16 protein-coding genes are annotated in these 23,044 nt (G+C 72.5%); 8 read left to right on the top strand and 8 right to left on the bottom strand.

From position 1 onward, the window contains the following. Positions 1-85: 85 nt before the first annotated feature. From GT354_RS33655 to GT354_RS33635, 5 genes are all read right to left on the bottom strand, one after another. Positions 86-316 (bottom strand): phosphopantetheine-binding protein, encoded by a 231-nt coding sequence (locus GT354_RS33655; RefSeq protein ID WP_161360154.1) that lies wholly within the window; start codon positions 314-316, stop codon positions 86-88. Then, entirely contained in the window at positions 307-957 is a 651-nt protein-coding gene (locus tag GT354_RS33650; protein ID WP_161360153.1) for an isochorismatase family protein, read from the bottom strand. Before GT354_RS33650 ends, GT354_RS33655 begins: the two co-directional genes overlap by 10 nt. Before the next feature lie 66 nt (positions 958-1,023). Then, positions 1,024-2,643 carry a (2,3-dihydroxybenzoyl)adenylate synthase gene (locus GT354_RS33645; protein ID WP_161360152.1) on the bottom strand — a complete coding sequence of 540 codons (1,620 nt, stop codon included), beginning with the start codon at positions 2,641-2,643 and terminating at the stop codon, positions 1,024-1,026. Then, positions 2,640-3,824: an isochorismate synthase DhbC gene (gene dhbC, locus GT354_RS33640; protein ID WP_346012298.1), complete on the bottom strand. Its 1,185-nt coding sequence runs from the start codon at positions 3,822-3,824 to the stop codon at positions 2,640-2,642. Before dhbC ends, GT354_RS33645 begins: the two co-directional genes overlap by 4 nt. A gap of 285 nt (positions 3,825-4,109) precedes the next feature. After that, the gene (locus GT354_RS33635) at positions 4,110-4,889 is read right to left on the bottom strand and encodes a 2,3-dihydro-2,3-dihydroxybenzoate dehydrogenase (protein WP_346012297.1); all 780 of its coding nucleotides are present in this window, start codon (positions 4,887-4,889) and stop codon (positions 4,110-4,112) included. A 122-nt stretch (positions 4,890-5,011) separates the two neighbouring features. On the opposite strand from GT354_RS33635, the gene fhuB reads away from it, so the two are divergent. After that, positions 5,012-7,252: a Fe(3+)-hydroxamate ABC transporter permease FhuB gene (gene fhuB, locus GT354_RS33630; protein ID WP_161360150.1), complete on the top strand. Its 2,241-nt coding sequence runs from the start codon at positions 5,012-5,014 to the stop codon at positions 7,250-7,252. A gap of 50 nt (positions 7,253-7,302) precedes the next feature. Here fhuB and GT354_RS33625 read toward each other — a convergent pair whose 3' ends face one another. Further along, positions 7,303-8,484 carry an amidohydrolase gene (locus GT354_RS33625; protein ID WP_346012296.1) on the bottom strand — a complete coding sequence of 394 codons (1,182 nt, stop codon included), beginning with the start codon at positions 8,482-8,484 and terminating at the stop codon, positions 7,303-7,305. Positions 8,485-8,625: 141 nt separating this feature from the next. On the opposite strand from GT354_RS33625, the gene GT354_RS33620 reads away from it, so the two are divergent. The 3 genes from GT354_RS33620 (at position 8,626) to GT354_RS33610 (ending at position 17,916) form a co-directional block, all read left to right on the top strand. Next, the gene (locus GT354_RS33620) at positions 8,626-16,116 is read left to right on the top strand and encodes a non-ribosomal peptide synthetase (RefSeq protein WP_161360148.1); all 7,491 of its coding nucleotides are present in this window, start codon (positions 8,626-8,628) and stop codon (positions 16,114-16,116) included. Beyond that, positions 16,109-16,309 (top strand): MbtH family protein, encoded by a 201-nt coding sequence (locus GT354_RS33615; RefSeq protein WP_161360147.1) that lies wholly within the window; start codon positions 16,109-16,111, stop codon positions 16,307-16,309. The genes GT354_RS33620 and GT354_RS33615 overlap by 8 nt, the downstream gene beginning before the upstream one ends. Before the next feature lie 62 nt (positions 16,310-16,371). After that, positions 16,372-17,916 carry a DHA2 family efflux MFS transporter permease subunit gene (locus GT354_RS33610; protein WP_237535737.1) on the top strand — a complete coding sequence of 515 codons (1,545 nt, stop codon included), beginning with the start codon at positions 16,372-16,374 and terminating at the stop codon, positions 17,914-17,916. Here the strand turns inward: GT354_RS33610 and fes are convergent. Together fes and GT354_RS33600 are read right to left on the bottom strand one after the other, a co-directional pair. Then, the gene (fes, locus tag GT354_RS33605) at positions 17,902-19,122 is read right to left on the bottom strand and encodes an enterochelin esterase (RefSeq protein WP_161360146.1); all 1,221 of its coding nucleotides are present in this window, start codon (positions 19,120-19,122) and stop codon (positions 17,902-17,904) included. The two genes, GT354_RS33610 and fes, sit on opposite strands and share 15 nt — an antisense overlap. Before the next feature lie 112 nt (positions 19,123-19,234). Further along, positions 19,235-20,266, bottom strand: a complete 1,032-nt coding sequence (locus GT354_RS33600; protein WP_161360145.1) for an iron-siderophore ABC transporter substrate-binding protein — start codon at positions 20,264-20,266, stop codon at positions 19,235-19,237. A gap of 327 nt (positions 20,267-20,593) precedes the next feature. Here GT354_RS33600 and GT354_RS33595 point away from each other — a divergent pair, with 327 nt between their 5' ends. The 4 genes from GT354_RS33595 to GT354_RS33580 form a co-directional block, all read left to right on the top strand. Next, on the top strand, positions 20,594-21,460 hold the full coding sequence (locus tag GT354_RS33595) for an STAS domain-containing protein (protein WP_161360144.1): 867 nt from the start codon (positions 20,594-20,596) through the stop codon (positions 21,458-21,460). Beyond that, positions 21,457-21,858: an STAS domain-containing protein gene (locus GT354_RS33590; RefSeq protein ID WP_161360143.1), complete on the top strand. Its 402-nt coding sequence runs from the start codon at positions 21,457-21,459 to the stop codon at positions 21,856-21,858. Before GT354_RS33595 ends, GT354_RS33590 begins: the two co-directional genes overlap by 4 nt. Beyond that, positions 21,855-22,295, top strand: a complete 441-nt coding sequence (locus tag GT354_RS33585; RefSeq protein ID WP_161360142.1) for an anti-sigma regulatory factor — start codon at positions 21,855-21,857, stop codon at positions 22,293-22,295. The genes GT354_RS33590 and GT354_RS33585 overlap by 4 nt, the downstream gene beginning before the upstream one ends. 92 nt (positions 22,296-22,387) lie before the next feature. Then, on the top strand, positions 22,388-23,044 hold a 657-nt coding region (locus GT354_RS33580; RefSeq protein WP_161360141.1), incomplete at its 3' end, for an ATP-binding protein.

Here is a 23,044-nt window from a genome sequence, read left to right as displayed (position 1 = left end):
ATGCCCGTCGGCCTGCTCGCGGGGTCGAGCGGTTCGTCCTCCGCGCGTTGATCGCCGAGCCGTCGCCCGGGTGCGCGGGCGCCGATCAGCCGCTCTCGCCCAGGAGTTCGGTCCAGCCCTCCAGGGTGGGGCGTTGCGCCAAGGCGGCGAAGTCGACGTCGACGCCGTGGGTTTCGGCCCAGCGGCCGACGAGGGCCATCACCCGGATCGAGTCGAGGCCGTAGTCGACGAGGTTCTCGTCCACCGGAATGTCGGCCGGGTCCTCGCCGAGAATGTCGGCGACGTCGGCGCGGATGAGGTCGAGAGTCAGTGCCATGGGGTGTCCTGCTTTCCGGCGAACAGACGGTCGGTGTCGGTGACGACCGCGCAGTTCGCGGCGGCCCAGCGCAGCGCGCCGTGGTGGTTGTCCCGGGTGAAGTCGGCCACGGCGTCGGACACCACGAAGGCCCGGATGTCCTGCATCCACGCGTCGCACGCGGTGGTCAGCACGCCGATGTGCGCGTAGACGCCGACGATGACGAGTTGGTCGCGGCCGAGGTCGCGCATCCGGGCTCGCAGGTCGGTGCGCACGAACGCGCTGTACTTCCACTTAATGAGCACGATGTCGGCCGGGCCCGGTGCGACCGGCTCCGCGATCGCCGCCGCGTGCGGGTCGTCGGGCAGGCCCGGCCCCCAGAAGTCCTGTTGCAGGCCGCGCTGTTCGGCGGTCTGGCCGCCCGGCTGGGCGGAGTAGACGGTGGGGATGCCCAGTCGGTCGCAGTCCGCCTTGATCCGCGCGACGTTGGCGAGCAGTTCGGTCACCGGCGACGCGTTCGGCTCGAACGCGGACAGGAAGTAGTTCTGCAGGTCGTGCACGAGCAGCACGGCGCGCGCCGGGTCGACGGTCCAGTCGACGCGGTTGGTCGGCAGATCCGCCGCGTCGGGCATCGGATACGGGGCGATCTTCGGCAGTGCCATGGGGGTTGGGCGGCCTTTCACGGTGGCGGGGGTGGCGAGTGGCGCGGGTGTGGCGAGTGCGGCGGGTCAGCGCCCGGCGAGTCCGGCGGCGATGGCGGCACGCAAGTCCTTCTTGCTGACCTTGCCGACGCCCGTATACGGAAACGTGTCGACGAACTCGACGTGGTCGGGCACCTTGTAGCCGGCGACGCCGCGCTCGCGGACGAACCTGCGGATGGCGACCGGCTTGAGCGGTGCCGCGCCCTCGCGCAGGATCACGTACGCGCACGTGCGCTCGCCCAGATACGGGTCGGGCACCGCGACGATCGCGACGTCGTGCACGGACGGGTGGGCGAGGATGTGGTTCTCCACCTCCTCGGCGGCCACCTTCTCGCCGCCCCGGTTGATCTGGTCCTTGGCCCGGCCCTCGACCACGAGGTGTCCGCTCGCGATGGCCCGGACCACGTCGCCGGTGCGGTAGAAGCCGTCGGCGGTGAAGGACTTCGCGTTGTGCTCGGGGGCGTTCCAGTAGCCGCGGATCGTGTAGGGGCCGCGCGTGAGCAGGTGGCCGGTCGCGCCGACGGGCAGGTCTACGTCGGCGTCGTCGACGATCCTGATCTCGTCGTCGGGCGAGATCGGCCGGCCCTGCGTGGTGACCACGATTTCCTCGGGGTCGTCCAGGCGCGTGTAGTTGACCAGCCCTTCGGCCATCCCGAACACCTGCTGCAACGTGCAGTCGAACACGGGTCGGATCCGGCGCGCGGCCTCCTCGCTGAACTTGGCGCCGCCGACGAGCAGTACGCGCAGGCTGCTCAGGTCGACCCCGCCGCGTTGCGCCGCCTCGGTCCAGGCCAGCGCGAGGGGCGGCACGATGCCGGTGATGGTGACCCGCTCCCGCTCGATCAACGCGAACGCGACATCGGGGCTCGGCCTGGGGCACAGCACGACGCGCGCGCCCGCGTACAGCGCGCCGAGCGTGCCGGGTGAACTGAGCGGGAAGTTGTGCGCGGCGGGCAGCGCGCACAGGTAGACGCTGTCGGCGTCGACCGCGCAGATCTCGTTGGAGCCGCGCAGCGAGTAGATGTAGTCGTCGTGCGTGCGCGGGATGAGCTTGGGCACGCCGGTGCTGCCGCCGGACAGTTGCAGGAACGCGAGGTCGCCGGGCGCGGGCGGGTCGGCGATCTCGACGGGCGGGGCGGTCACGTCGGCGAGCGCGGTGTGCTCGCCGGGGTCGCCGACGACCAGGACGTGCCGCAGCGTCGGTGTGCTCGCGCGCACTTTGGCGGCCAACTCGCGGTGGTCGAAGCCCTCGTGCACGTCGGGGATCACGTAGGCCACGGCTTCGGCGAACGCGCAGAAGTACGCGATCTCGGTCTCGCGGTGGGCGGGCAGCGCGAAGACCGGAAGCGCGCCGATCCGGAACAGGGCGAAGACCACGTCGAAGAACTCGGCGGTGTTGGGGAGTTGGAGCACGACCCGGTCGCCCTTGGCGATGCCGCGCGCGAGCAGGCCGGCCGCGAGGCGATCGGCGCGCTCGTCGAGGTCGCGGTAGGTCAGCCGGCGGTCGCCGTCGACGATCGCGATCCGGTCGGGGTGGGCCGCGGCGCGCTCGCGCAGCATGCCGCCGAAGGTCTCGCCGCGCCACCAGCCCCGGTCGCGGTAGCGCGCGGCGAACTCGGCGGGCCACGTGGGGGTGGCGGCGTTCATCGGCGGCCTGCCACGGCGTGCAGGAAGGTACCGAACTTGGCTTCGGTCTCCGCGGTTTCGGCGTCGGGCGAGGACTCTTCGACGATGCCCGCCCCGGCGTACAGGCGCAGGGTGTCGGCGTCGGCCTCGGCGCAGCGGATGGTGACGACCCATTCGCCGTCGCCGTCCAGGTCGCCCCAGCCGACCATGCCGGTGTACAGCCCTCGGTCGAACGGTTCGAGCTCGGCGATCGTGGCGCGGGCGAGCGTCGTCGGGGTGCCGCACACGGCCGGGGTGGGGTGCAGTGCGCACGCCAACTCCAGCGCGGAGGGGCGGTGTTCCCCGAGCGTGCCGGTCACGGTCGTGGACAGGTGCCACATCGCGGCGGTGCACACGAGGGTGGGCTGCTCGGGTATCTCCAGGGTGTCGCAGTAGGGCGCGAGCGCGTCGCGCACGGCGGCCACCACGACGGCGTGTTCGTGCAGGTCCTTCGCGGATTCCAGGAGCGCCATCGCGCGGCGTACGTCCTCGGCGAGATCGTCGCTGCGCTTGGCCGAGCCGGCCAGCGGGTTGGCGACGACGTGGGCGCCGCGTCGGGACACGAGCAGTTCGGGGCTCGCGCCGAGCAGGGTGCGCCCGGGCTCGACGCCGGGGACCGCGAACGTGTAGCCGTTCGGGTCGCGGCGGGCCAGGCGTTGCAGCATCACGGGTATGTCGAGCGCGGCGGACGAGCGTAGTTCGAGCGTGCGGGCGAGCACGACCTTGTCGAATGCTCCGTCACGCATCCGGTTCACCGCCTCGGCGACTCGGGCGCGGTACACCTCGGGAGCGGGCACCGGGCGGATGTCCCAGTCGGCGTCGGCCGGTTCGGGCGCGGCGAGGGCGATCAGCGGGTCGGCGGACAGCGGCGGTCCGTAGTCGACGGTCTCGGGGACCACGAGCGCGGCGCGTGCGCTCTGGTCGAAGGGGATCGCGCCGAGCACGATCGGGGGTCGGCCGCCGACGGGGCTCGCGGCTTTGAGGGTGGCGGCGACTCGGGCGGCCAACGGGCGTTCGTCGTGCGCGACTTCGGCCTGGGTGCCGTGGGCGAGCACGGTGCGGGTGGGCGACGCGAGGAAGCGCGCGGTGCCGGGCCGATAGGCGTCGAGCAGGGCGGTCGCCGCACCCACCGTGGCTAGGCCGGTGGCTTCGGGGGTCGTCACCTGGAGCTCCATTTCCGTACCCGGGCGAGTGGCGAGTCGGGTACACGGGCGGGGCCCCACTCGGCGGGACGGGCCGAGTGGGGCGTGGGGGGGTGTTGCGCGCGGTGCGGCGCTGTGCCGGGCTGCGCTGTCGGGTGGGTGGGGTGCGGTGGTGGGGTGCGGTGGTGGACCTGGGTTGTGTGGTCGTGGTCTGTGGCGGTGCGTCGGGTGGTGGCTTCGGCGGGTGGTTCGACGACGTCGGGTTCGGCCCGAACGTGGGGCGTCCGGGCCGCCGGTGACGCCCCGTCACACGTGCAGCGTCGCGCCGCCGTCGACGTACATGTTGTGCATCGTGATGTGTCGGGCCCGGTCCGACGCCAGGAAGACGACGGCGTCGGCGATGTCGGCCGGGTCGGCGATCCGGCCCAGGGGTATTCCGGTGCGGTAGGACGCGAGGTCGCCCTCGACGACGCGGTGGGGCGCGTCGGGGTCGGTCCACATGGCGCGTTGCATGGGGGTGTCGGTGGACCCGGGTGACACGACGTTGCAGCGCACGCCGCTGCGGCCGAGTTCGAGGCCCAGGCACATGGTGAACATGGTCGCCGCGGACTTGGACGCCGCGTAGGCGGCCATGCCGGTGCGCGGCACGCCGGCCGCGTTGGATCCGACGGTGACGATGCTGCCGGCGCCGCGTTCGAGCATCGGGCGCGCGACCGCGCGGCTGGTGTGGAAGACGCCCGTGGTGTTGACGGCGAACGTGTCGGCCCAGGCCCGGTCGGTCAGTTCGACCACCGGTGCGGTGTTCAACACGCCGGCCACGTTGACCAGGATCGCGATCGGGCCGAGGTGGCGCTCGATCGCGGTGACGGTCGCGTCGACCGCGGCGACGTCGGTGACGTCCAGTGGGTAGGCGACGACGCGGCCGGTTTCGTACTCGGCCGCGAGCTTCTTGACGCCGATCGGATCGCGGTCGGTGGCGGCGACGATCGCGCCGTGCTCGACCAGGCCGCGAACGACGGCGGCGCCGATGCCCTGGGCGGCTCCGGTGACCAGCGCGATGCGGCCGGCGAGGTCTGATGGCTGCACGAAATTCCCCTCGACAAAGCACAACCCGATCGATACTTAGGCGAGCCTAACCTAACTCGATCATCGGGTCGATGCCGCACGGACTATCGAATCGACGCTAACGGTTAGGTTAGCCTCACCTTATGACTGTGCATCAGCCGATTACGAGACAACCGGACGGCACGTACGAAGGCCCGGCCGTGGAGGCTCCCGGGGCCGAAGTCGCGCCGATCGGCCCCGGCGGCCGGCATCCGCTGCTCGTCCGCTCGATCGTGCTGATCGCGACCGTGATCGTGCTCACCGGCGTCTCGCTGTCGATCGGGGCGGGCGAGGTGGGCCCGAGCGATGCCTTCGACTACCTCTTCGGCCGCAACGGCGCCCGCGACGACGCGCATCTGCGGCTGGTCGTGCACGACCTGCGACTGCCCCGCACGCTCACCGCGTTGCTGGCCGGTGCCGCGCTCGGCACGGCCGGGTGCCTGCTCCAGACCGTCACCCGCAATCCGCTCGCCGAGACCGGGCTGCTCGGCGTCAACGCCGGGGCCTCGCTGGGTGTGGTGCTCGGGATCACCCTGCTCGGCGTACAGACCGGTTTCGGCTACCTGGTCTGGGCGTTCGCCGGCGCGGCGGTCGCCGGCGGGCTCGTGCTGCTGATCTCCGGGCAGCGCGGCGGCGGTTCGCCGATGCGCCTGGTGCTCGCGGGCGCGGCGCTGAGCGCGACCTTCGGCGGCATCACCAATGTGCTGATCGTCAACTCGGCCGAGGCGTACGACAGTTTCCGCTTCTGGGTGCTGGGTTCGCTGGCCGGCATCCAGGGCTTCGAGTCGCTCGGCAGCCTGGCGCCGGTGCTCGCGGTCGGATTCGTCCTCGCGCTGTTCGTCTCGCGCCCGCTGTCCGCCCTGGTCCTGGGCGACGACCTCGCCCGCGGTCTGGGCCACCGGCCGTCCACCACCCGGGTCCTGGTCGCCCTGTCGGTCACCCTGCTCACCGCCTCCGCGGTCGCCCTCGTCGGCCCGATCTCGTTCCTCGGTCTGCTCGCCGGCTTCCTCGCCCGCACCCTGGTCGGGCCGCGGATCGTCGCGCAAATCCTGTTCGCGGCACTGATCGGCGCCGCCGTGCTGACCGCCGCCGACATCGCCGCCCGGGTCGTGTCGCGCCCGTTCGAGGCGCCGGTGTCGGTGATCGTCGCGCTGATCGGCGCGCCGCTGCTGATCGGCGTCGTGCGCTCGCAACGGCTCGGCGCGATGGGCCTGACCGACGACCCGGCCACCGCCGAGAGCGCGGCGCGTACCGACCACGTCTCGCTCGCGCGCCGGATCTCGGCCCGGCTGCCCCGGCGTTGGCACGATCGCCCCGAGCACGTGGTGGTGCGTCGAGGCGGGCTTTCACTGCTGCTGCCGACTCGATCCGTGCTCACCACGATCGTGCTGGGCGGCGCGCTGGTCGCCGCCGTGGTCCTGTCGGTGTACGCCGGACAGAGCGAGATGGGACTCGCCCGCACGTTCCGCGCGGTCTTCGGCACCGGCGACCACTTCGACGTGCTGCTCGTGCAGGACTTCCGGCTCGGCCGGATCATCGCGGGCGTCGCCGCCGGCGCGGCGCTCGGCGTCGCGGGCTGCCTGACCCAGACGTTGGCCAGAAATCGCCTCGCCACCCCGGAGTTGCTCGGGGTCAACGACGGCGCGACCGCGGCCGTCCTGTTGTCGGTGACGTTCAGCGCGAGCGGGACGTTCGGCGCGTGGTGGTCGGGTCCGATCGGCGCGGTCGTCGCGGTCCTGGTCGTCACGACCGTCGCGGGCGGTCTGGGCCAACGCGGTTACCGCGTCCTGGTGGTGGGCCTGGCACTGTCCGCGCTGGCGTCCGCGATCACCCAGGTGGTGTTGTCGCGGCGTTCGCTCAACTCGTCGAGCGCGCTGTACGTGTGGACGTCGGGCAGCCTCAACGGCCGCGGCTACGACGTCGCGGTGCCGGTCCTCATCGGACTCGCGGTGCTCGTCCCGCTCGCGCTCGTGCTCGGGCGCCGGCTCGACGTACTGCGCTTCGACGATTCGACCGCGTCCTCGCTCGGCGTCGACCCCGCGCGAATCCGCATGGTGTGCCTGATCGCCGCGGTCTGCCTCGCGGGCCTGGCGGTGGGCATCTGCGGCCCGGTGGGCTTCATCGCGCTCGCGGCGCCGGTGATCGCGGGCCGCCTCGCCGGGCCGCTGCGCGTACCGATCCTGGCCTCGATGCTGGTCGGTGCGATCCTGATCGTCCTCGCGGACACGCTGGGCCGCATCGCCCTCGACGGCACGGAGATCCCGGTCGGCGTGGTCAGCACGGTGCTGGGCGGCCCGTTCCTGCTGTGGGTCCTGCTGGGCCGCTCGTCGGCCACTCGCGCCTAGCGTCGGCGTGCCCCCGCCGCTCCGCACCGCGGTGGGGGCACGCCGGTCCCTCAGGTCGCTCCCTCGTCCGTCCCCGTCGTCTCGGCCCGGCGCAGCAGCGCGTAGTCGGCGGCGGTCCACGCCATCGCCACCGCGCCGTCGAGCAACGCGCGGTCGGCCTCGGGGGATATCGCCGCAGCGACGAACTCCGGCTCGTGCGGGCCGCACGAGCCGCCGGAGATGTCCAGGACCGGGTGGATCGAGGGCACCACGTGCGACACGTTGCCCATGTCCGTGCACGCGAACGCGTCGCGCTCGATCGGCTCCGGGCGGCCGAGTTCGCGCGCGTTGGCCCGCCACAGCGCGATCAGCGTCGGATCGGTACGAAAGTCGAGGTAGTCCGGTTCGGGGCGGGTCAGCGCCACATCGCATCCGATCGCCAGCGCGCCCGCCCGAAAGCACGCCTCGACCCGGGTTCGCAGTTCCGCCAGGTCGGCCGCGTCCGACGTGCGGATCTCGTATTCGGCGGTGGCCCGATCCGGGACCGCGTTGGGCGAACTGCCCGCGCCCGTGGTGATTCCGTGCACCTTCCAGTGCGCCGGCAACTGCCTGCCGAGCAGGCCGAGGGCGACCTGAGCCACCGTCAGCGCGTCGGCCGCGCTGCGACCGTCCTGCGGATTCAGGCTCGGGTGCGCGGCCGTTCCGGTGTACTCGACGGAGAGCGTGCCGAGCGCGAACGAGTGGAACTCGGCCACCTCGAACGGGCACGGGTGCACCATCATCGCGAAGTCCACGCCGTCGAACGCGCCCGCCTCCAGCAACAGGGCCTTGCCCGCGCCGCGTTCCTCGGCGGGGGTGCCCACCACGCGCACGGTCAGGCCCAGCCGATCGGCGTCGGGGCCGAGCGCGATCGCCGCGCCGACGCCCGCCGCGGCGATCAGGTTGTGCCCGCACGCGTGGCCCAGGCCCGGCAGCGCGTCGTATTCGCATGCGAGCGCCACCGTCACCGGGCCCGAGCCGATGGTCGCCACGAACGCGGTGTCGAGGCCGTGGGCGGGCGCGGTGACCGAATACCCGTGCTCGCGCAGCACGTCCGCGCACCACGCGGCGGCCCGATGCTCGGCGAACGCGGTCTCGGGGTGTGCGTGGATGCGACGACCGAGCGCGAGCAGGTCGGCCCGGTGCTCCTCGACCCGGCGCCGCAGCGCGGCCTTGTCGACGCCGCCGACCTCACCGGCGCGGGAATCGGTCACGATCATGTCGTTTGCTCCGGTTCGTCGAGGTTCTTGCCAACCACTGACAGACCCCAGGAATATAGCTTAGGCTTACCTAACTTCCCGTGCCGGGTGCCCGGCACGTGTTGCCTGTCGTCGCGCCCCGGGAGCCCTCACACCATGCGTCACCATCAGGCCCAGACTCTCGTGGACCACCCCGTCGCGGATCCCGATCCCCAGGCACCCGACTTCGCCGATCCGAACGAACGCGCCCACCACGGGCTGCCGTTGCTCGCCGCCCAGGCCGGGATCCTCTACGCGCAGGCCCTCGCGCCCGACGACGCCGGCTACAACACCGGTGACCGCGTCGAGATCCGCGGGCCCCTCGACGCCGACCTGTTCGAGCAGGCCCTGCTCCGGGTCGGCGACGAGGCGCAGACGCTCGCGCTCGCGATCACCACCGGGCCCGACGGCGCCCCGACCCAACACGTTCGTCCCGCGTCCGACCGCCCGCTCCCCCGCTTCGATCTGCGCTCGGCCGCCGACCCGCGCGCCGAGGCCGACGCGTGGATGCACGCCGACCTCGCGCGACCGCTGGACCTCGCCGCGGACTCACTCGTGGCGCACGCGCTGTTCCGCGTCGCCGACGACTGCCACTGGTGGTACCGACGTGTGCACCACATCGCGGTCGACGCCTACGCGCTGACCCTGATCGACCGACGCGTCGCCGAGGTGTACGCAGCGCTCGAAGCCGGCGCCGAGCCCGCCCCGACCCCGTTCGCCGGCCTGGCCGAACTCGTCGACGAGGAAAACGCGTATCGCGCCGACGCCGCCCGGGGGCGCGACCGTGCCTATTGGCTCGACCGCCTGGCCGACCGCCCGGAGCCGACCACCCTGTCCGCGCAGCCGGCAACCCTGGTGCCCACGAGGGCGATCCACCGCCGCGCGATCGAACTGTCCGCCGTCGAACACGAGCGGCTCACCGCGGCCGCCGCAGTCGCCAAGGCCACGTGGGCCGAACTGGTGATCGCCGCCACCGCCGGCTACGTGCACCGCGTCACCGGCACCCACGACGTCGTGCTGGGCCTGCCGTTGCTCAACCGCAGCAGCCCAACCGCGCTGCGCACCCCCGCGATGACGGTCAACGTGCTGCCGCTGCGCATCGCGGTACGCCCGCGTGACACCGGCGCCGAACTGCTGCGCCGCGTCGTGCTCGAACTGCGCGCCACCCGACGCCACCAGCGCTACCGCCACGAGGACGTGCGCCGCGACCTGGGGCTGACCGGCGGCGATCGGGCGCTGCACGGGCCGATGGTCAACATCAAGGCGTTCGAGGGCGATCTGGACTTCGGAACGTCGACCGGCACCGTGCACAACCTCGCCGCAGGGCCGGTGGACGACCTCGCCGTCGGCGTGGTGCCGACCTCCGACGGCGGCCTGCGGATCGGGCTCGACGCCAACGCCGCGCGCTACTCGGAGGCGGCCCTCGCCGACCACGAACAGGGCCTGCGCCGCTACCTCGACGCGCTCACCGCGCTGCTGCTCGACGGCGGCGACGGCACGGGCGGTGTCGGCGGCGCTCACCGAACCGACGGGACCGACGGGACCGGCCGTCCGAGCCGTTCGATCGCCGGCATCGACCTCCTCGACGAGGACGAACTGCATCGGGCCACCGCGGGGCGCGCCGAACCGGCGCCCACCGCAACGATTCCCGAGCTGTTCCGCCGCCAGGCCGCCCGCACCCCCGACCTGATCGCGGTCCGATCCGGCGTCGCCACCAACGGGGTTGCCCATCCCCGTCCCCATCCCGATCCCGCCGCCACTGGCACCGCCACCGGCACCGCCACCGGCACCGACACCGCCACCGACGCCCGGACGTTCGCCGAGGTCGAGGTCGCCGCCAACCGCCTCGCGCACGAGCTCCTGGCCGCCGGCGTCCGCGCCGAGACCCCGGTGGCGATCGCGCTGCGCCGCGGCCCCGACACCGTGGTCGCGCTGCTCGCCGTGCTCAAGGCGGGCGGCGTCTGCCAGTTCGTCGACCTCGGCCACCCCGCGCAGCGCATCACGGACGTGCTCGACGACACCCGACCCGGGTGCGTGATCGCCACCACCGACACCGTCGCCGGCCTGCCGCCACACGACATCCCGACCCTGCTGCTCGACACCCCGGCCACCCGGGCCGAACTCGCCACCCGCCCCGACACCGCGCCCGAGGCCCCGCGCCCGGAGCAGGCCGCATACGTCATCCACACCTCCGGTTCGACCGGCCGTCCCAAGGGCGTCGTGGTCACCCACGCGTCGCTCGCCAATCTGTGCGCGGGCCACGGCACCGACCACATCGGGCCCGCCGTCACCCGCACCGGCCGAGACCGGCTGCGGATCGCCCACAGCGCGTCGTTCGCGTTCGACGCGTCGTGGGACCCGATTCTGTGGCTGGTCCACGGCCACGAACTGCACGTGCTCGACGACGCCACCTACCGTGACCCCACGTCGCTCGTCGCCTACGTACACGAGCACCGCGTCGACTACCTCGACGTCACGCCCACCTACGCCGAGGCGCTGATCACCGAGGGCCTGTTGGCCCCGGACCGGCACCACCCCGCCGTGCTCGTGGTCGGCGGCGAAAGCGTCCCCGAGCCGCTGTGGCACCGGCTTTCGACCATCGCGGGCAGCCGGCCGATCAACCTGTACGGGCCGACCGAGACGACCGTCGACGCCTACTTCTGGGGGCCCGACGGCACGGGCCGCCCGGTCCGCGGCTCGCGTGCCTACGTCCTGGACGCGTCGCTGCGACCGACCCCGCCCGGGGTGACGGGCGAGTTGCACATCGCGGGCGCGTGCCTGGCCCGCGGCTACCTCGACCGGCCCGACCTGACCGCCGAGCGCTTCGTCGCCGACCCGTTCGGCGCCCGGCACGGGGACCCGGGCGGGCGGATGTACCGCACCGGCGACCTCGCCCGGCGGCGGGCCGACGGCACCCTCGAACTGCTCGGGCGAGCCGACGAGCAGGTCAAGATCCGCGGTTTCCGGATCGAACCCGGCGAAATCCAGGCGGTATTGGCCGCGCATCCCGATGTGGCCCAGGCCGCGGTCATCGCTCGCGACGCCGCACACGGCAAGCGGCTGCTGGCCTACGTGGTGGCCGCCGACGGCACCGATCCCACCCCGGAGGCGCTACGCGCCTACGTCGGCGAGCGGGTGCCCGAGCACCTGGTACCGGCCGCCGTGCTCGTGCTCGACGCGCTGCCGCGCACCCACAACGACAAGATCGACCACCGCGCGCTGCCCGACCCCGAGCCGGCCGCGGCCGGTCCGCAGGACGCCGTGCGCGGCCCCCGCGAGGAGATTCTGTCCGGCCTCTTCGCGTCCGTGTTGGGGCTGTCCGAACTCCCGTTCCGGCAGGCCGATTTCTTCGAACTTGGCGGCCATTCGCTGCTCGCGGCCCGACTCGCGGCGCGCATCCGGGAGACGTTCGACGCGCCGATCGGTCTCGCCGACGTGTTCCGCGCGCCCACCCCGGCCGCACTCGCCGAGGCCGTCGGTGCGGCCGAGGCGGTCGGCGTGGCGTCGGCCGCCGAGACACGGCTCCCGCTCGAACCCGTCGCGCGGACCGCCGATCGGCTTGCGCTGTCGCCCGCCCAACAGCGTCTGTGGTTCATGCACCGGCTCGAAGGGCCCAGTCCCACCTACAACATCCCGCTCGTGCTCACCCTGACCGGCCCACTCGACCGCGACGCGCTCGAACTCGCGCTCGCCGACCTGGTGGAGCGGCACGAGACGCTGCGCACGATCTACCCGCAGCACGACGACACGCCCTACCAACGGATCCTGACGCCCGAACAGGCCCGCCCCGAGCTACGCCACCAGCCCTGGGCCGGCTCGAACACCGACGCCGCGAACACCGACGCAGCGATTACGGGCGCAGGGGTCGCGGACGCCTCGAACACCGACGCGGCGATCACCGCCGCCGTTCGACACTGCTTCGACCTCGCGACCGAACCGCCACTGCGCACCACGCTGTTCTCGGCCGGGGGCGACCGGCACACCCTCGTGCTGCTGCTCCACCACATAGCCGGCGACGGTGCGTCCACCACGCCGCTCGCCCGTGACCTGGCCGTCGCCTACGCGGCACGCGCCGCGGGCCGCGCCCCCCGATTCACCCCGCTGCCCGTGCAGTACGTCGATCACGTCGCGTGGCAGCACGCCCGACTCGGCGACCCGCAGGCGCCCACCCCGCTCGCCCGTCGCCAACTCGACCACTGGAAAACCGCGTTGGCCGGGCTGCCCGACGAAATCGTGCTGCCCACCGACCGACCGCGCCCCGACGTCGCCTCCCACGCCGGTGACACGGTGCCGTTCCACCTGGCGCCCGAGGTCCACGCCCGCCTCACGGCCCTGGCCCGGGCCACCGGGACGAGCGTGTTCATGGCCGTACAGGCCGCCCTGGCCGCTCTGCTGACCCGGCACGGCGCGGGCGAGGACATCCCCCTGGGCACCCCGGTCGCGGGCCGCGCCGACGACACGACCGCCGACCTGGTCGGCTTCTTCGTCAACACGCTCGTGCTGCGCACCGACACGTCCGGCGCGCCGACCTTCCGCACCCTGCTCGACCGGGTCCGCGCCGGCACCCTCGCCGCCTTCGACCACGCCGACGTGCCCTTCGACCGGGTCGTGGACGAGCTCAATCCGCCTCGCTCGCTCGCCCGGCACCCCCTGTTCCAGGTGATGATCGCCTGGCAGTCCGTGCCCGACGCCGAGTTCGCGCTCGGACCGCTCACCGCGCGGATGGTCGCGGTGCCGTCGGGGACGGCCAAGTTCGACCTGACGCTCAACGTGGGCGAGGTACCGGGCGAGGGCCTGGCCGGCTTCCTCGAATTCCGCACCGACCTCTTCGACCGATCCAACGCGGCCGGGCTGTCCCGCCGCCTCACCGCGCTGCTCACGGCGGCCGTCGCCGATCCCGACCTCGCGATCGGCCGGCTCCCGTTGCTCGACGAGGCCGAGTTGCATCGGGCGTTGGTCGAGTACAACGTCGGCCCCACCGCCACCGCGACGCGCGCGACCACGCTGGTCGCCCGCTACGAAGCGGTCGCCGCACGGCACCCGGAGCGGATCGCCGTCACGTGTGCGGGCCTGTCCCTGAGCCATGCGGAGCTGTCGGCCCGGGCCAACCGCCTGGCCCGCCTGCTGGTCGCCCGCGACATCGGCCCCGGCGACATCGTCGCGCTCGCCCTGCCGCGATCCCCCGAACTGGTGGTCGCGCTGCTCGCGGTGGCCAAGGCCGGCGCCGCCTACCTCCCGCTCGACCCGGACTACCCGGCCGATCGGCTCGCGTACATGCTCGGCGACGCGGCGCCCGCCGTGTTGCTCACCGACGCGGCCGGCGTCCGTCGGCTGCCCGCGCACGCCCTGCCGCGCATCCTGGTCGACGGCCCCGAGGCCGACTCGTACGCCGCCTCCGACCTCACCCAGGACCAGCGCAAGCGCCCGCTGCGGCCCGGCGATCCGGCGTATGTGATCTACACGTCCGGCTCGACGGGTCGGCCCAAGGGCGTGCCGGTGACGCACCACAACGTCGCGCGCCTGTTCGCCGCGACCGACCACTGGTTCGGCTTCGGTCCCGACGACGTGTGGACGCTGTTCCACTCCTACGCGTTCGACTTCTCGGTGTGGGAGCTGTGGGGTGCGCTGCTCTTCGGCGGCCGGCTCGTCGTCGTCCCGCACCTGGTCAGCCGCGACCCGGCAGAGTTCTTGGACCTGCTGGCCCGGGAGCGGGTCACCGTGCTCAACCAGACGCCGTCCGCGTTCCACCAGCTCGTGGCCGCCGACCGGGATCGCCCGGGGCGCGAACTCGCCTTGCGTTACGTGATTTTCGGCGGCGAGGCACTGGAACCGGCCCGGCTCGCCGACTGGTACGACCGGCACCCCGACGACGCGCCCAGGCTCGTCAACATGTACGGCATCACCGAGACGACCGTGCACGTCACCTACCACCCGCTCGATCGCGCGTCGGCCGCCGCGGGCTCCGCGAGCACGATCGGGGTCAACATCCCGGACCTGCGGGTGTACGTCCTCGACGCATACCTCCAGCCCGTTCCACCGGGGGTGATCGGCGAGATGTACGTCGCCGGGGAGGGCCTCGCGCGCGGCTATCTCGGCCGCCCCGCGCTGTCCGCCGAGCGCTTCGTCGCCGACCCGCACGCCGAGCGCTTCGGCGAGCGCGGGCGGCGGATGTACCGCTCGGGCGACCTGGCCCGGCGACGCGCGGACGGCACGCTCGACTATTTCGGCCGGGCCGACCAGCAGGTCAAGATCCGTGGTTTCCGGGTCGAACTCGGCGAGATCGAGGCGGTGTTGGCAGCTCACTCCGAGGTCTCGGACGCGGCCGTGGTGTTGCGCGAGGACACCCCGGGCGATCAACGCCTCGTCGGTTACGTGGTGACGGCCGGCGCGGCCGGCGGCGCTGATCTGCGCGCGCACGCGGCCGGGCTGCTGCCGGTGCACATGGTGCCCTCGGCCGTGGTCGTCGTGGACCGCCTGCCGCTCACCGCCAACGGCAAGCTCGATCGCAAGGCCCTGCCCGCTCCGGACCTCGGCGGCGCCGTGACCACCGGGCGCGCACCCAGCGGGCCGCGCGAGGAGCTGTTGTGCGCCTTGCTCGCCGACGTGCTCGGTGTGCCGACGGTCGGCGTGGACGACAACTTCTTCGACCTGGGCGGCCATTCGCTGCTCGCGGTGCGGCTCGCCGGGCGGATCAAGGCGGCGTTCGGCGTCGAGGTGGGTATCGGCACGATCTTCCGCGCCCCCACCGTCGCCGGGCTCGATGCGGCGTTGGACGCGAGCGAGCACCACGTGGACGCGCTCGACGTGCTGCTCCCGCTGCGGGTCGAGGGGACTCGCGCCCCCGTGTTCAGCGTGCACCCCGCGGGCGGCCTGTCGTGGTGCTACACCGGCCTGATCGCCAATCTGCCCGCCGATGTTCCGCTTTACGGCCTTCAGGCGCAGGGGGTGGGGCCGGTGACCGCCGCCCTGCCGCTGCCGCGCACGCTGGAGGAGTTGGCGGCGCACTATGTGGATCGCGCGCGCGAGGTGCAGCCGGTCGGTCCGTATCGGCTCCTGGGCTGGTCCACCGGCGGGATCATCGCGCACGCGATGGCGACCCGGCTCCAGGACCTGGGCCACGAGGTCGAGTTGCTCGCGGTGCTGGACGCCTATCCGGCGGAGGGCTTCCGGGAGTTGCCGGTGCCGGATCTGGCCGAGGCGCTGGAGGCACTGCTCACGATGGGTGGCTACGGGCCGGAGATCCTGGCCGGGCGCCCGTTCGAACTCGCCGAGGTGATCGCGGTGTTGCGCCGCGAGGGCAGCCCGCTGGCCGGGCTCGACGAGGCGACGATCGTGGCGCTCAACGACATCTACCTCAACACCAATCACCTCGTGCGCGGCTTCGACCACCGGGTCTTCCGCGGCGACGTGCTTTTCTTCCGGGCCACCGTCGACACCATCGACGACACCCTCACTCCCGAGACCTGGGCCCCGTACGTGACCGGTCGGATCGACAACACGGACGTGGCCTGCTCGCACAAGGACATGACCCTTCCCGGCCCGATCGCGCGGATCGCGCGCGTGGTGGCCGACCGCCTGACCGAGCTGGAGCACCGCACCCATGGCTGACGCACCCTCGAATCCCTTCGACGCCGACGGCGAATTCCTCGCCCTGGTCAACGGCGTCGGCCAACACTCGCTGTGGCCCGGCTTCGCCGCCGTGCCCGCCGGGTGGACCATCGCCCACGGGCCGTGCCCGCGGGCCGACGCGCTGGACTGGATATCCGCGCACTGGACCGACCTCGCGCCGGCACCGCGGTGACCGGCGACTCCTGCGCCGAGGGCGACGGACGGGCCTCCTCCGTCGAGGGCGACGGGCAGGGCTTGGCCGTCGAGGGCCACGGGCAACCGGTCCGAGGTTCGGCCCGGGTCAACGCGCTGATCGTGGTGATCGTCTACACCGCCGCGATGTGCATGAACGGCTTGGACTCGACGATCGTCAACCCGGCGCTGCTGACCATCGCCGACGACTTCGGCGAGCCGGCCGTGGCCGCCAACACGGTCGAGATCGCGTTCCTGGTCGCGCTCGTGGTGGCGCTGCCGATCGCGGGTCGGCTCGGCGACCGGTTCGGTACCAAACTGGTCTTCCTGGGCTCGCTCGCGACCTTCACCGCGGCCTCGGCGGCGTGCGGCGCGGCGCACAACCTCGACACGCTCGTACTCGCCCGGGTGGTCCAGGGCCTCGCGGGCGGCCTGCTCACGCCGGTCGGCATGACCATCCTGTTCCGCGCGTTCGCGCCGCACGAGCGGGTCAAGCTCGCGAAGGTACTGATCGTGCCGACCGCGCTGATGCCGGCGCTCGGGCCGCCCCTCGGCGGGTTTCTCACCGAACACCTTTCCTGGCATTGGCTGTTCCTGGTCAACGTGCCGATCGGGGTGGCCGCCGTGCTGCTCGGCCTGTTCGGGCTGCGCGAGCATCGCGAGGGCGTGGTCGGTCCGTTCGACCGGACCGGGTTCGCGCTGACCACGCCGACACTGGGTTTGCTCACCTACGCGCTCGGGTTCGGCCCGTCGCAGGGGTGGACGTCGCCGGGCATCGCGACCTGCGGGACGGTGGGGCTCGGGCTGCTCGTCGTCGCCCTCGCGCAGCAACTGCGGGCTCCCGAGCCGCTCTTGCGGCTGCACCTGCTCCGCGACCGGGCCTTCGGTCCGGCGACGATGCTCGCGTTGCTGACGTCGGCGGGGCTGATGGGTGTGCTGTTCGTCTTCCCGCTGCTCTACCAGGCGGCGCTCGGCGCGTCGGCTCTGGACGCGGGGCTCGGCGTCTTCCCCGAGGCTGTCGGCCTGATGCTCGCGTCCCAGGTGGTGGACCGGCTGCTGCCCCGGTTCGGCCCACGCCTGCTCACCACGTCCGCGCTGGTACCGGCCGCGCTGGTGTTCGCGGCGCTGGCCGTCCCGGGGGTGGCGGAGCACACGTGGGCGGTGCGGGCGCTGATGTTCTGTGTGGGTCTGGTGCTGGGTACGGCCGTGCTCACCGTGCAGATCTCGGGTTTCGGTGACATCGAACCCGCCGACATCGGGCACGCGATGGGCCTGTTCACCATCGTCCGCACCCTCGGTGGCTCACTGGGCATCGCCGCGGGCGCCGCGGTGATCGAGGCGTTCGGCGGCTCCGGCGGCCACGACGCGACCGAGGCCGGTCCGTATCGCGCGGCGATCCTGCTGACCGCCGCACTCGTCGCGGTGGGCGCGCTGTTCGCGCTGCGACTACCGCGCGAGGCCCCCGGCCCACCGCCGTTCCCCGAGGACGAGGACGAGCCCGAGAACGAGAACAAGGACGAGGACGAGGACCAGGGCGCGAGCCGGAGCGACCCGGACGGCGACGGAAAGCGACGGCACGATGCCGCGGGCGCGTCAGCCGCCGGTTGACAGCAGTTCGACGAGTCCGACGGCCAGGCCACCTCGCCAGCACGCGTAGTCGTGGCCGCCGTCGAACTCGGTGTAGGTGACGTCGTAGCCGCGTTCGAGCAGTACGTCGCGAAGGCGGCGGTTCTCGGCCACGAGCATCCACTCCAGCAGACCGACCTCGACGTACAGCCGGATCGAGCGGCGCTCGCCCGCCGCGAAGCGGCGAGTCAGCCACTCGGGACCGTCGTTGCCCTCGTCCGGGTCCGGCCACCAGAAGGACCCGGACTGGGACAGCGCGTTGCCGAACCGGTCCGGGCGCGCATACCCGGCGAAGGCGGCGGTGAGGCCGCCCGCGCTCTGGCCCGCGATCACGGTGTGCGCGGGGTCGGCGGACACGCCGTGCCGCTCCCCCGCCCACGGCAGCAGCACGTCGGCGATCCAGTCGACGAACTCCTCGCTGCAGGACAGGTCCGTCATCCGTCGATCGCGGCCCATCGTGTCGACGAGCAGGGTCACCGTCGGCGGGATCAGCCCGTCGGCGTGCAGGTTGTCGAGGGTCGCGTCGAGGTCGAGCACCGAGCCCCACATGTCGCCGTCGAGCACGACGGCGACGCGGTAGGGGGTTTCGCCCGGCGGCTCGACGGGGGTGAGCACGCTCACCCGACGGCCGTCGACCGTGGTGTCCACTCGGCCGCCGCGCGGCGCGTCGGGCCGGCGGCGTACCCAGGGCTGCGCCGGCGCGGCGGGCAACTCCAGCACCGAGGACGGGTTGCGGCCGTCCCGCGAGGCCAACTCGGGGGTCCGGGAGAGTGGATCCGGTACGGCGGTATCCAGGACCCGCAGCCACCCCGGTCGATCCGTGCGCACGGTGTCCGCGCGCGGCCCGGTGCCGACGAAGAACTGGTACGACGCGCGCAGGTCGGCGGGCAGCCGCCGGCCGAGCGCCCAGATGTCCGTGCCGGGGATCCGCCGCATCAGATGCGGTGTCAGGTCGCCCGCGTGGCGGTCGCGGTCGGTGATCGTGTGCAGGATCGCCAGCACGTCGTTCGCGGGCGCGGCCGGGTCGTCCCGCCACAGGAACGTGACCAGACGAGCGTCGGGGTCGGTGGGGTCGGGCTCGATCAGCGGGGTGCCCTCGGCGGCCATCCGGGCCCAGAACTCGGCCACGGCGTCCGGCTTTTCGGCGGCGGCCCGGGTCAGCTCGGTCAGGGTCGGTGAGTCCGTCATGCGGTTCGCTTTCGGTGCGGCGGTCGGGCGCCGGCGAGCGGGCCGGCGAGGGAAACCGGGGCGGCCCCGGAGGCGTGGTGCGCGCGTCTCCGGGGCCAGTGGTGACGGTGCGTCAGGCCGCGCTGAGCGCCTTGTCGATGTCGGTCAGTACGACGTCGGCGGCGAGCGGGCCGCCGCGGGTGGACCACACCGAACCGTCCACCGTGACGGCGTGGTTGTTCTTGACCGCGTTCAGCTCCTTGTAGGCGGGCTTGTCCTGGATCTCCTTGAGCGCGGCGGCGCCGTCGGAGGTCAGCGAGCTGAGGAACAGCCAGTCGCCGTCGATCTCGTTGATCTTCTCCAGGCTCAGCGCGGGGGTGTGCGCGTTGCCGTCCTTGTCCTGCGCCTTGGGCCGGGTCAGGCCCATGTCGAGGGCGACGCCACTGGCGAACTGGCGCTTTTCCATCCAGCTCGGCCCGTTGGGGTTCCAGCGCACGATGCTGATCGCGGCGCCCTTGTTCTTGGTCATCTGCTCACCGGTCTTCTTGGCCTTGGCCTCGTAGTCGGTGATCGCCTTGTTGGCCTGCTCCAGCTTGTTGACCGCGTTGCCGATGCCGCGGAAGGACAGCTTCCAGTCGTCGGTCGGGGCCATCGTCACGAGCGTCGCGGGGGTGATCTTGCGCAGTTGCTTGAGCACCTGTTCGTCCTGCATGTCGCCGGCCAGGATCAGGTCGGGCTTGGCCGCGATCACCTTGTCCATCACCGGCTGGAGAAGGTTGCCGACCACGTCTATGCCCTTGACCTTGTCGGCGAGGTAGGCCGGCGGCTTGTCCAGGCCCTGCCCGTTGGTGATGCCGACCGGCTTGACGTCGAGCGCGAGCAGCGCGTCGAGGTCTTCCTGGGTGAGCGTCACGATCCGCTTGGGGGCGACCGGCACCTGGACCGCCGTGCCTGCCGCGTCCTTGACCGTGCGGGTGCCGCTGCCCGCGTCGGCCCCACCCGCGGGCGCGCCGGCCGACGCGGGGGTCTTGGCGTCCTGGTCGGACTTCTTGTCGTCGTCGGAGGAGCCGCAGCCGGTCAGCAGCAGGCCGGCCGCCCCCGCCGCGGCGAGGAGCCGGGCGGCACGCCGCCGGGTGGACGGGGAGGGGCGGAGAGGACGGGCCATGAGGTGCTCCGGGGTTGAGGAGACAGGGGTGTGCCCGTGGCGAAACAGACCACCCCTACGGAAGTTTAGGTAAGGCTTACCTTATTGTTGTATGTGGGGGAAGGTCCACCACCCCTGCGGGGGAGGTCCGTCGCGACCACCGAGGGAGGCCCGCCGAGACCACCGGGCAGAGGTCCGCCGAGGCCACCCGAGAAGGTCCCTCGCGACCGCCGGCGAAGGTCCGCCACCACCGAGCTCCGAGACGACCCGGCGCCATGGATTACGCTTCGGCCCACAAGGACGACGCTGCAAGGACGCGAAGTGGGGGACGTGGTGACGCAAGGCGACATGAATACTCGGCAGCAGGCGATCGAGCTGCTCAAGTCGCACGAGGAAACGCTGACCGAGCGCTGGTCGGCAGCTGTCGTGGCAACCCTGCGCGGCCGGATCGGCGGCAAGGAAACCCAACGCGAACTGCGCGAACTTTTCGGCGCGCTGCTCACCGGCCTGGCGGCCGACGCGGACACCGGCGCGGTGCCCGGAGTGGGCACGGACGGCTTCGGCGAACTGCGGGCGCTGCTCACGGAGCTCTCGCGCAATCGGGCCCGGCAGGGGTTCACCCCGTCGGAGACCGCCGTGAGCGTGTTCGCGCTCAAGGACGCCATCTTCGAGCTCGCCGAACGCTCGGCCTCGCTGGAGACCTGGGCCGTGGCCGGTTGGCTCGCGCGGGTGCTCGACGGGTTCGGTCTGTTCACGTTCGAGACCTACTCCCGGATGCGCGAGGAGATCATCGCCGACCAGTCGGAGCAGTTGCTCGAACTGTCCACCCCCGTGGTGAAGCTGTGGGACGGCGTCGTCGCGGTCCCGCTCGTGGGCACCCTCGACTCGGCGCGGACCCAGGTCGTCATGGAGAAGCTGCTCCAGGCGCTCGTGGACACCGGTTCCGAGCAGGCGATCATCGACATCACCGGAGTCCCGGCGGTGGACACCCAGGTCGCCCAACACCTGCTCAAGACCGTCGTCGCGGCCCGACTGATGGGCGCCGAGTGCACGATCTCGGGAATCAGCCCCCAGATCGCGCAGACGATCGTGGCGCTGGGCATCGAGTTCGGCGACATCACCACCAAGTCGTCCCTCGCGGACGCCCTCGCGCACGCGTTGCGGCGCGGTGGTCTGGAGATCCCTCGGGGCATGGGTCATAGGCAGGGGCAGTGATGGAACGCGTTCCGATCCTCAAGATCGGTGACGTCCTCCTGGTGTCGATCCAATTCGACCTCCAGGACGAGAGCGTTTTGGCGCTCCAGGAGGATCTTTCCGCGCGGATCGTGGAGACGGGCGCGCACGGCGTCGCCATCGACATCTCCGCGGTCGAAATCGTGGACTCGTTCATCGGGCGGATGTTCGCCACGATCGCCGCGGTCTCGCGCATGCTCGACGCCGAGACGGTCGTGGTCGGCATGCGTCCGGCCGTGGCCATCACGTTGGTCGAACTGGGCCTGTCGATGGGCGGCGTGCACACCGCGCTCGATCTGGAGAAGGGCCTCGCCCTGTTGGCCCGACGGCGCACGGAGCGCTACGGCGTGTCCCATCGCCCCGACTCGATCGGCCGATGACGATCACCCCCACCGGTGCACACGACGACGACTCGGTCGAACAGGGCACCCGTCTGCCCATCGCCGGCAACGACGACGTGGTACGGGTCCGGCAGGCCGTGCGCGAGTGCGCCCAGCGCATCGGACTGTCCCTGGTCGATCAGACGAAACTGGTCACCGCGGCGAGCGAACTGGCCCGCAACACGCTCGTCTACGGCGGAGGCGGCGAGGCCGAGATGACGGTCGTCGACAACGGTCGCCGACGCGGGGTGCGGGTGTGCTTTCGGGACCGGGGCCCGGGCATCCCGGACACGGAACTCGCCCTCACCGACGGCTGGACCAGCGGCGGCGGCCTCGGTCTCGGTCTGAGCGGGGCCCGCCGACTCGTCGAGGATTTCACCTTGGAGTCCGTCGTCGGCGAGGGAACCGTCATCGAGATCGTGAAATGGTCACGGTGATCGTGCCCACACCCGACGGGCGGGCATGCGCGGACACGGACGGGGCAGTGATGCCGCACCCGTCCGCCGCCGTCTCCTCGGAGGTCTCCGCCGTGCCCCGTTCGCATGCCTTTCCCACGGCCGACGACCTCGCGTGGTTCCGGCACGGTGACGCCGGCATGCCCAGCGCCGTCCGCCGTGCCACCACCGCGCTCGCGACCCGGATGGGCTACCCCGCGGCTCGCGTCGAGGAGATCGGCATCGCCGTCCAGGAGGCGGCTTTCAACGTGCACCGCCATGCCGACGACGGCGCCCTGCTGCTGCGTTCGGTTCACGCCGGCGAGGCCGGCGGGATCGAACTGGTGGCGACGGACAGCGGCCCGGGGATTCCCGATGTCGCATGGGCGAGCCTGGACGGCAACTCCACCGCGGGCACCCTGGGCATCGGGCTGGGCGGGATCTTCCGGCTCGCCGACGACACCGACCTGTACTCGATTCCCGGCCGCGGCACCACCCTCGTGCTGCGTTTTCGTCTCGACCGGCGCGCGGCCCCGTGGGCCGACGACGTGGCCGGTCTGACCCGGCCGATCACCGGCGAGACGGTGTGCGGGGACGCGTACGCGGTGCGCCGCGACGACGAACGGACCACGTTGCTGCTGTGTGACGGGCTCGGCCACGGTCCGCTCGCCGAGCGCGCGGCGGCCGAGGCGGTCCGCGCGTTCCTGGCCGCGCCCGCCGGCCGGCCCGACGCCCACATGGGCATCGTGCAC

Source organism: Streptomyces sp. SID3343, assembly GCF_009865215.1.
Lineage (GTDB): Bacteria > Actinomycetota > Actinomycetes > Streptomycetales > Streptomycetaceae > Embleya.
The sequence above is the reverse complement of the archived record's forward strand: the minus strand, read 5'-3'. Positions and strand labels throughout refer to the sequence as shown.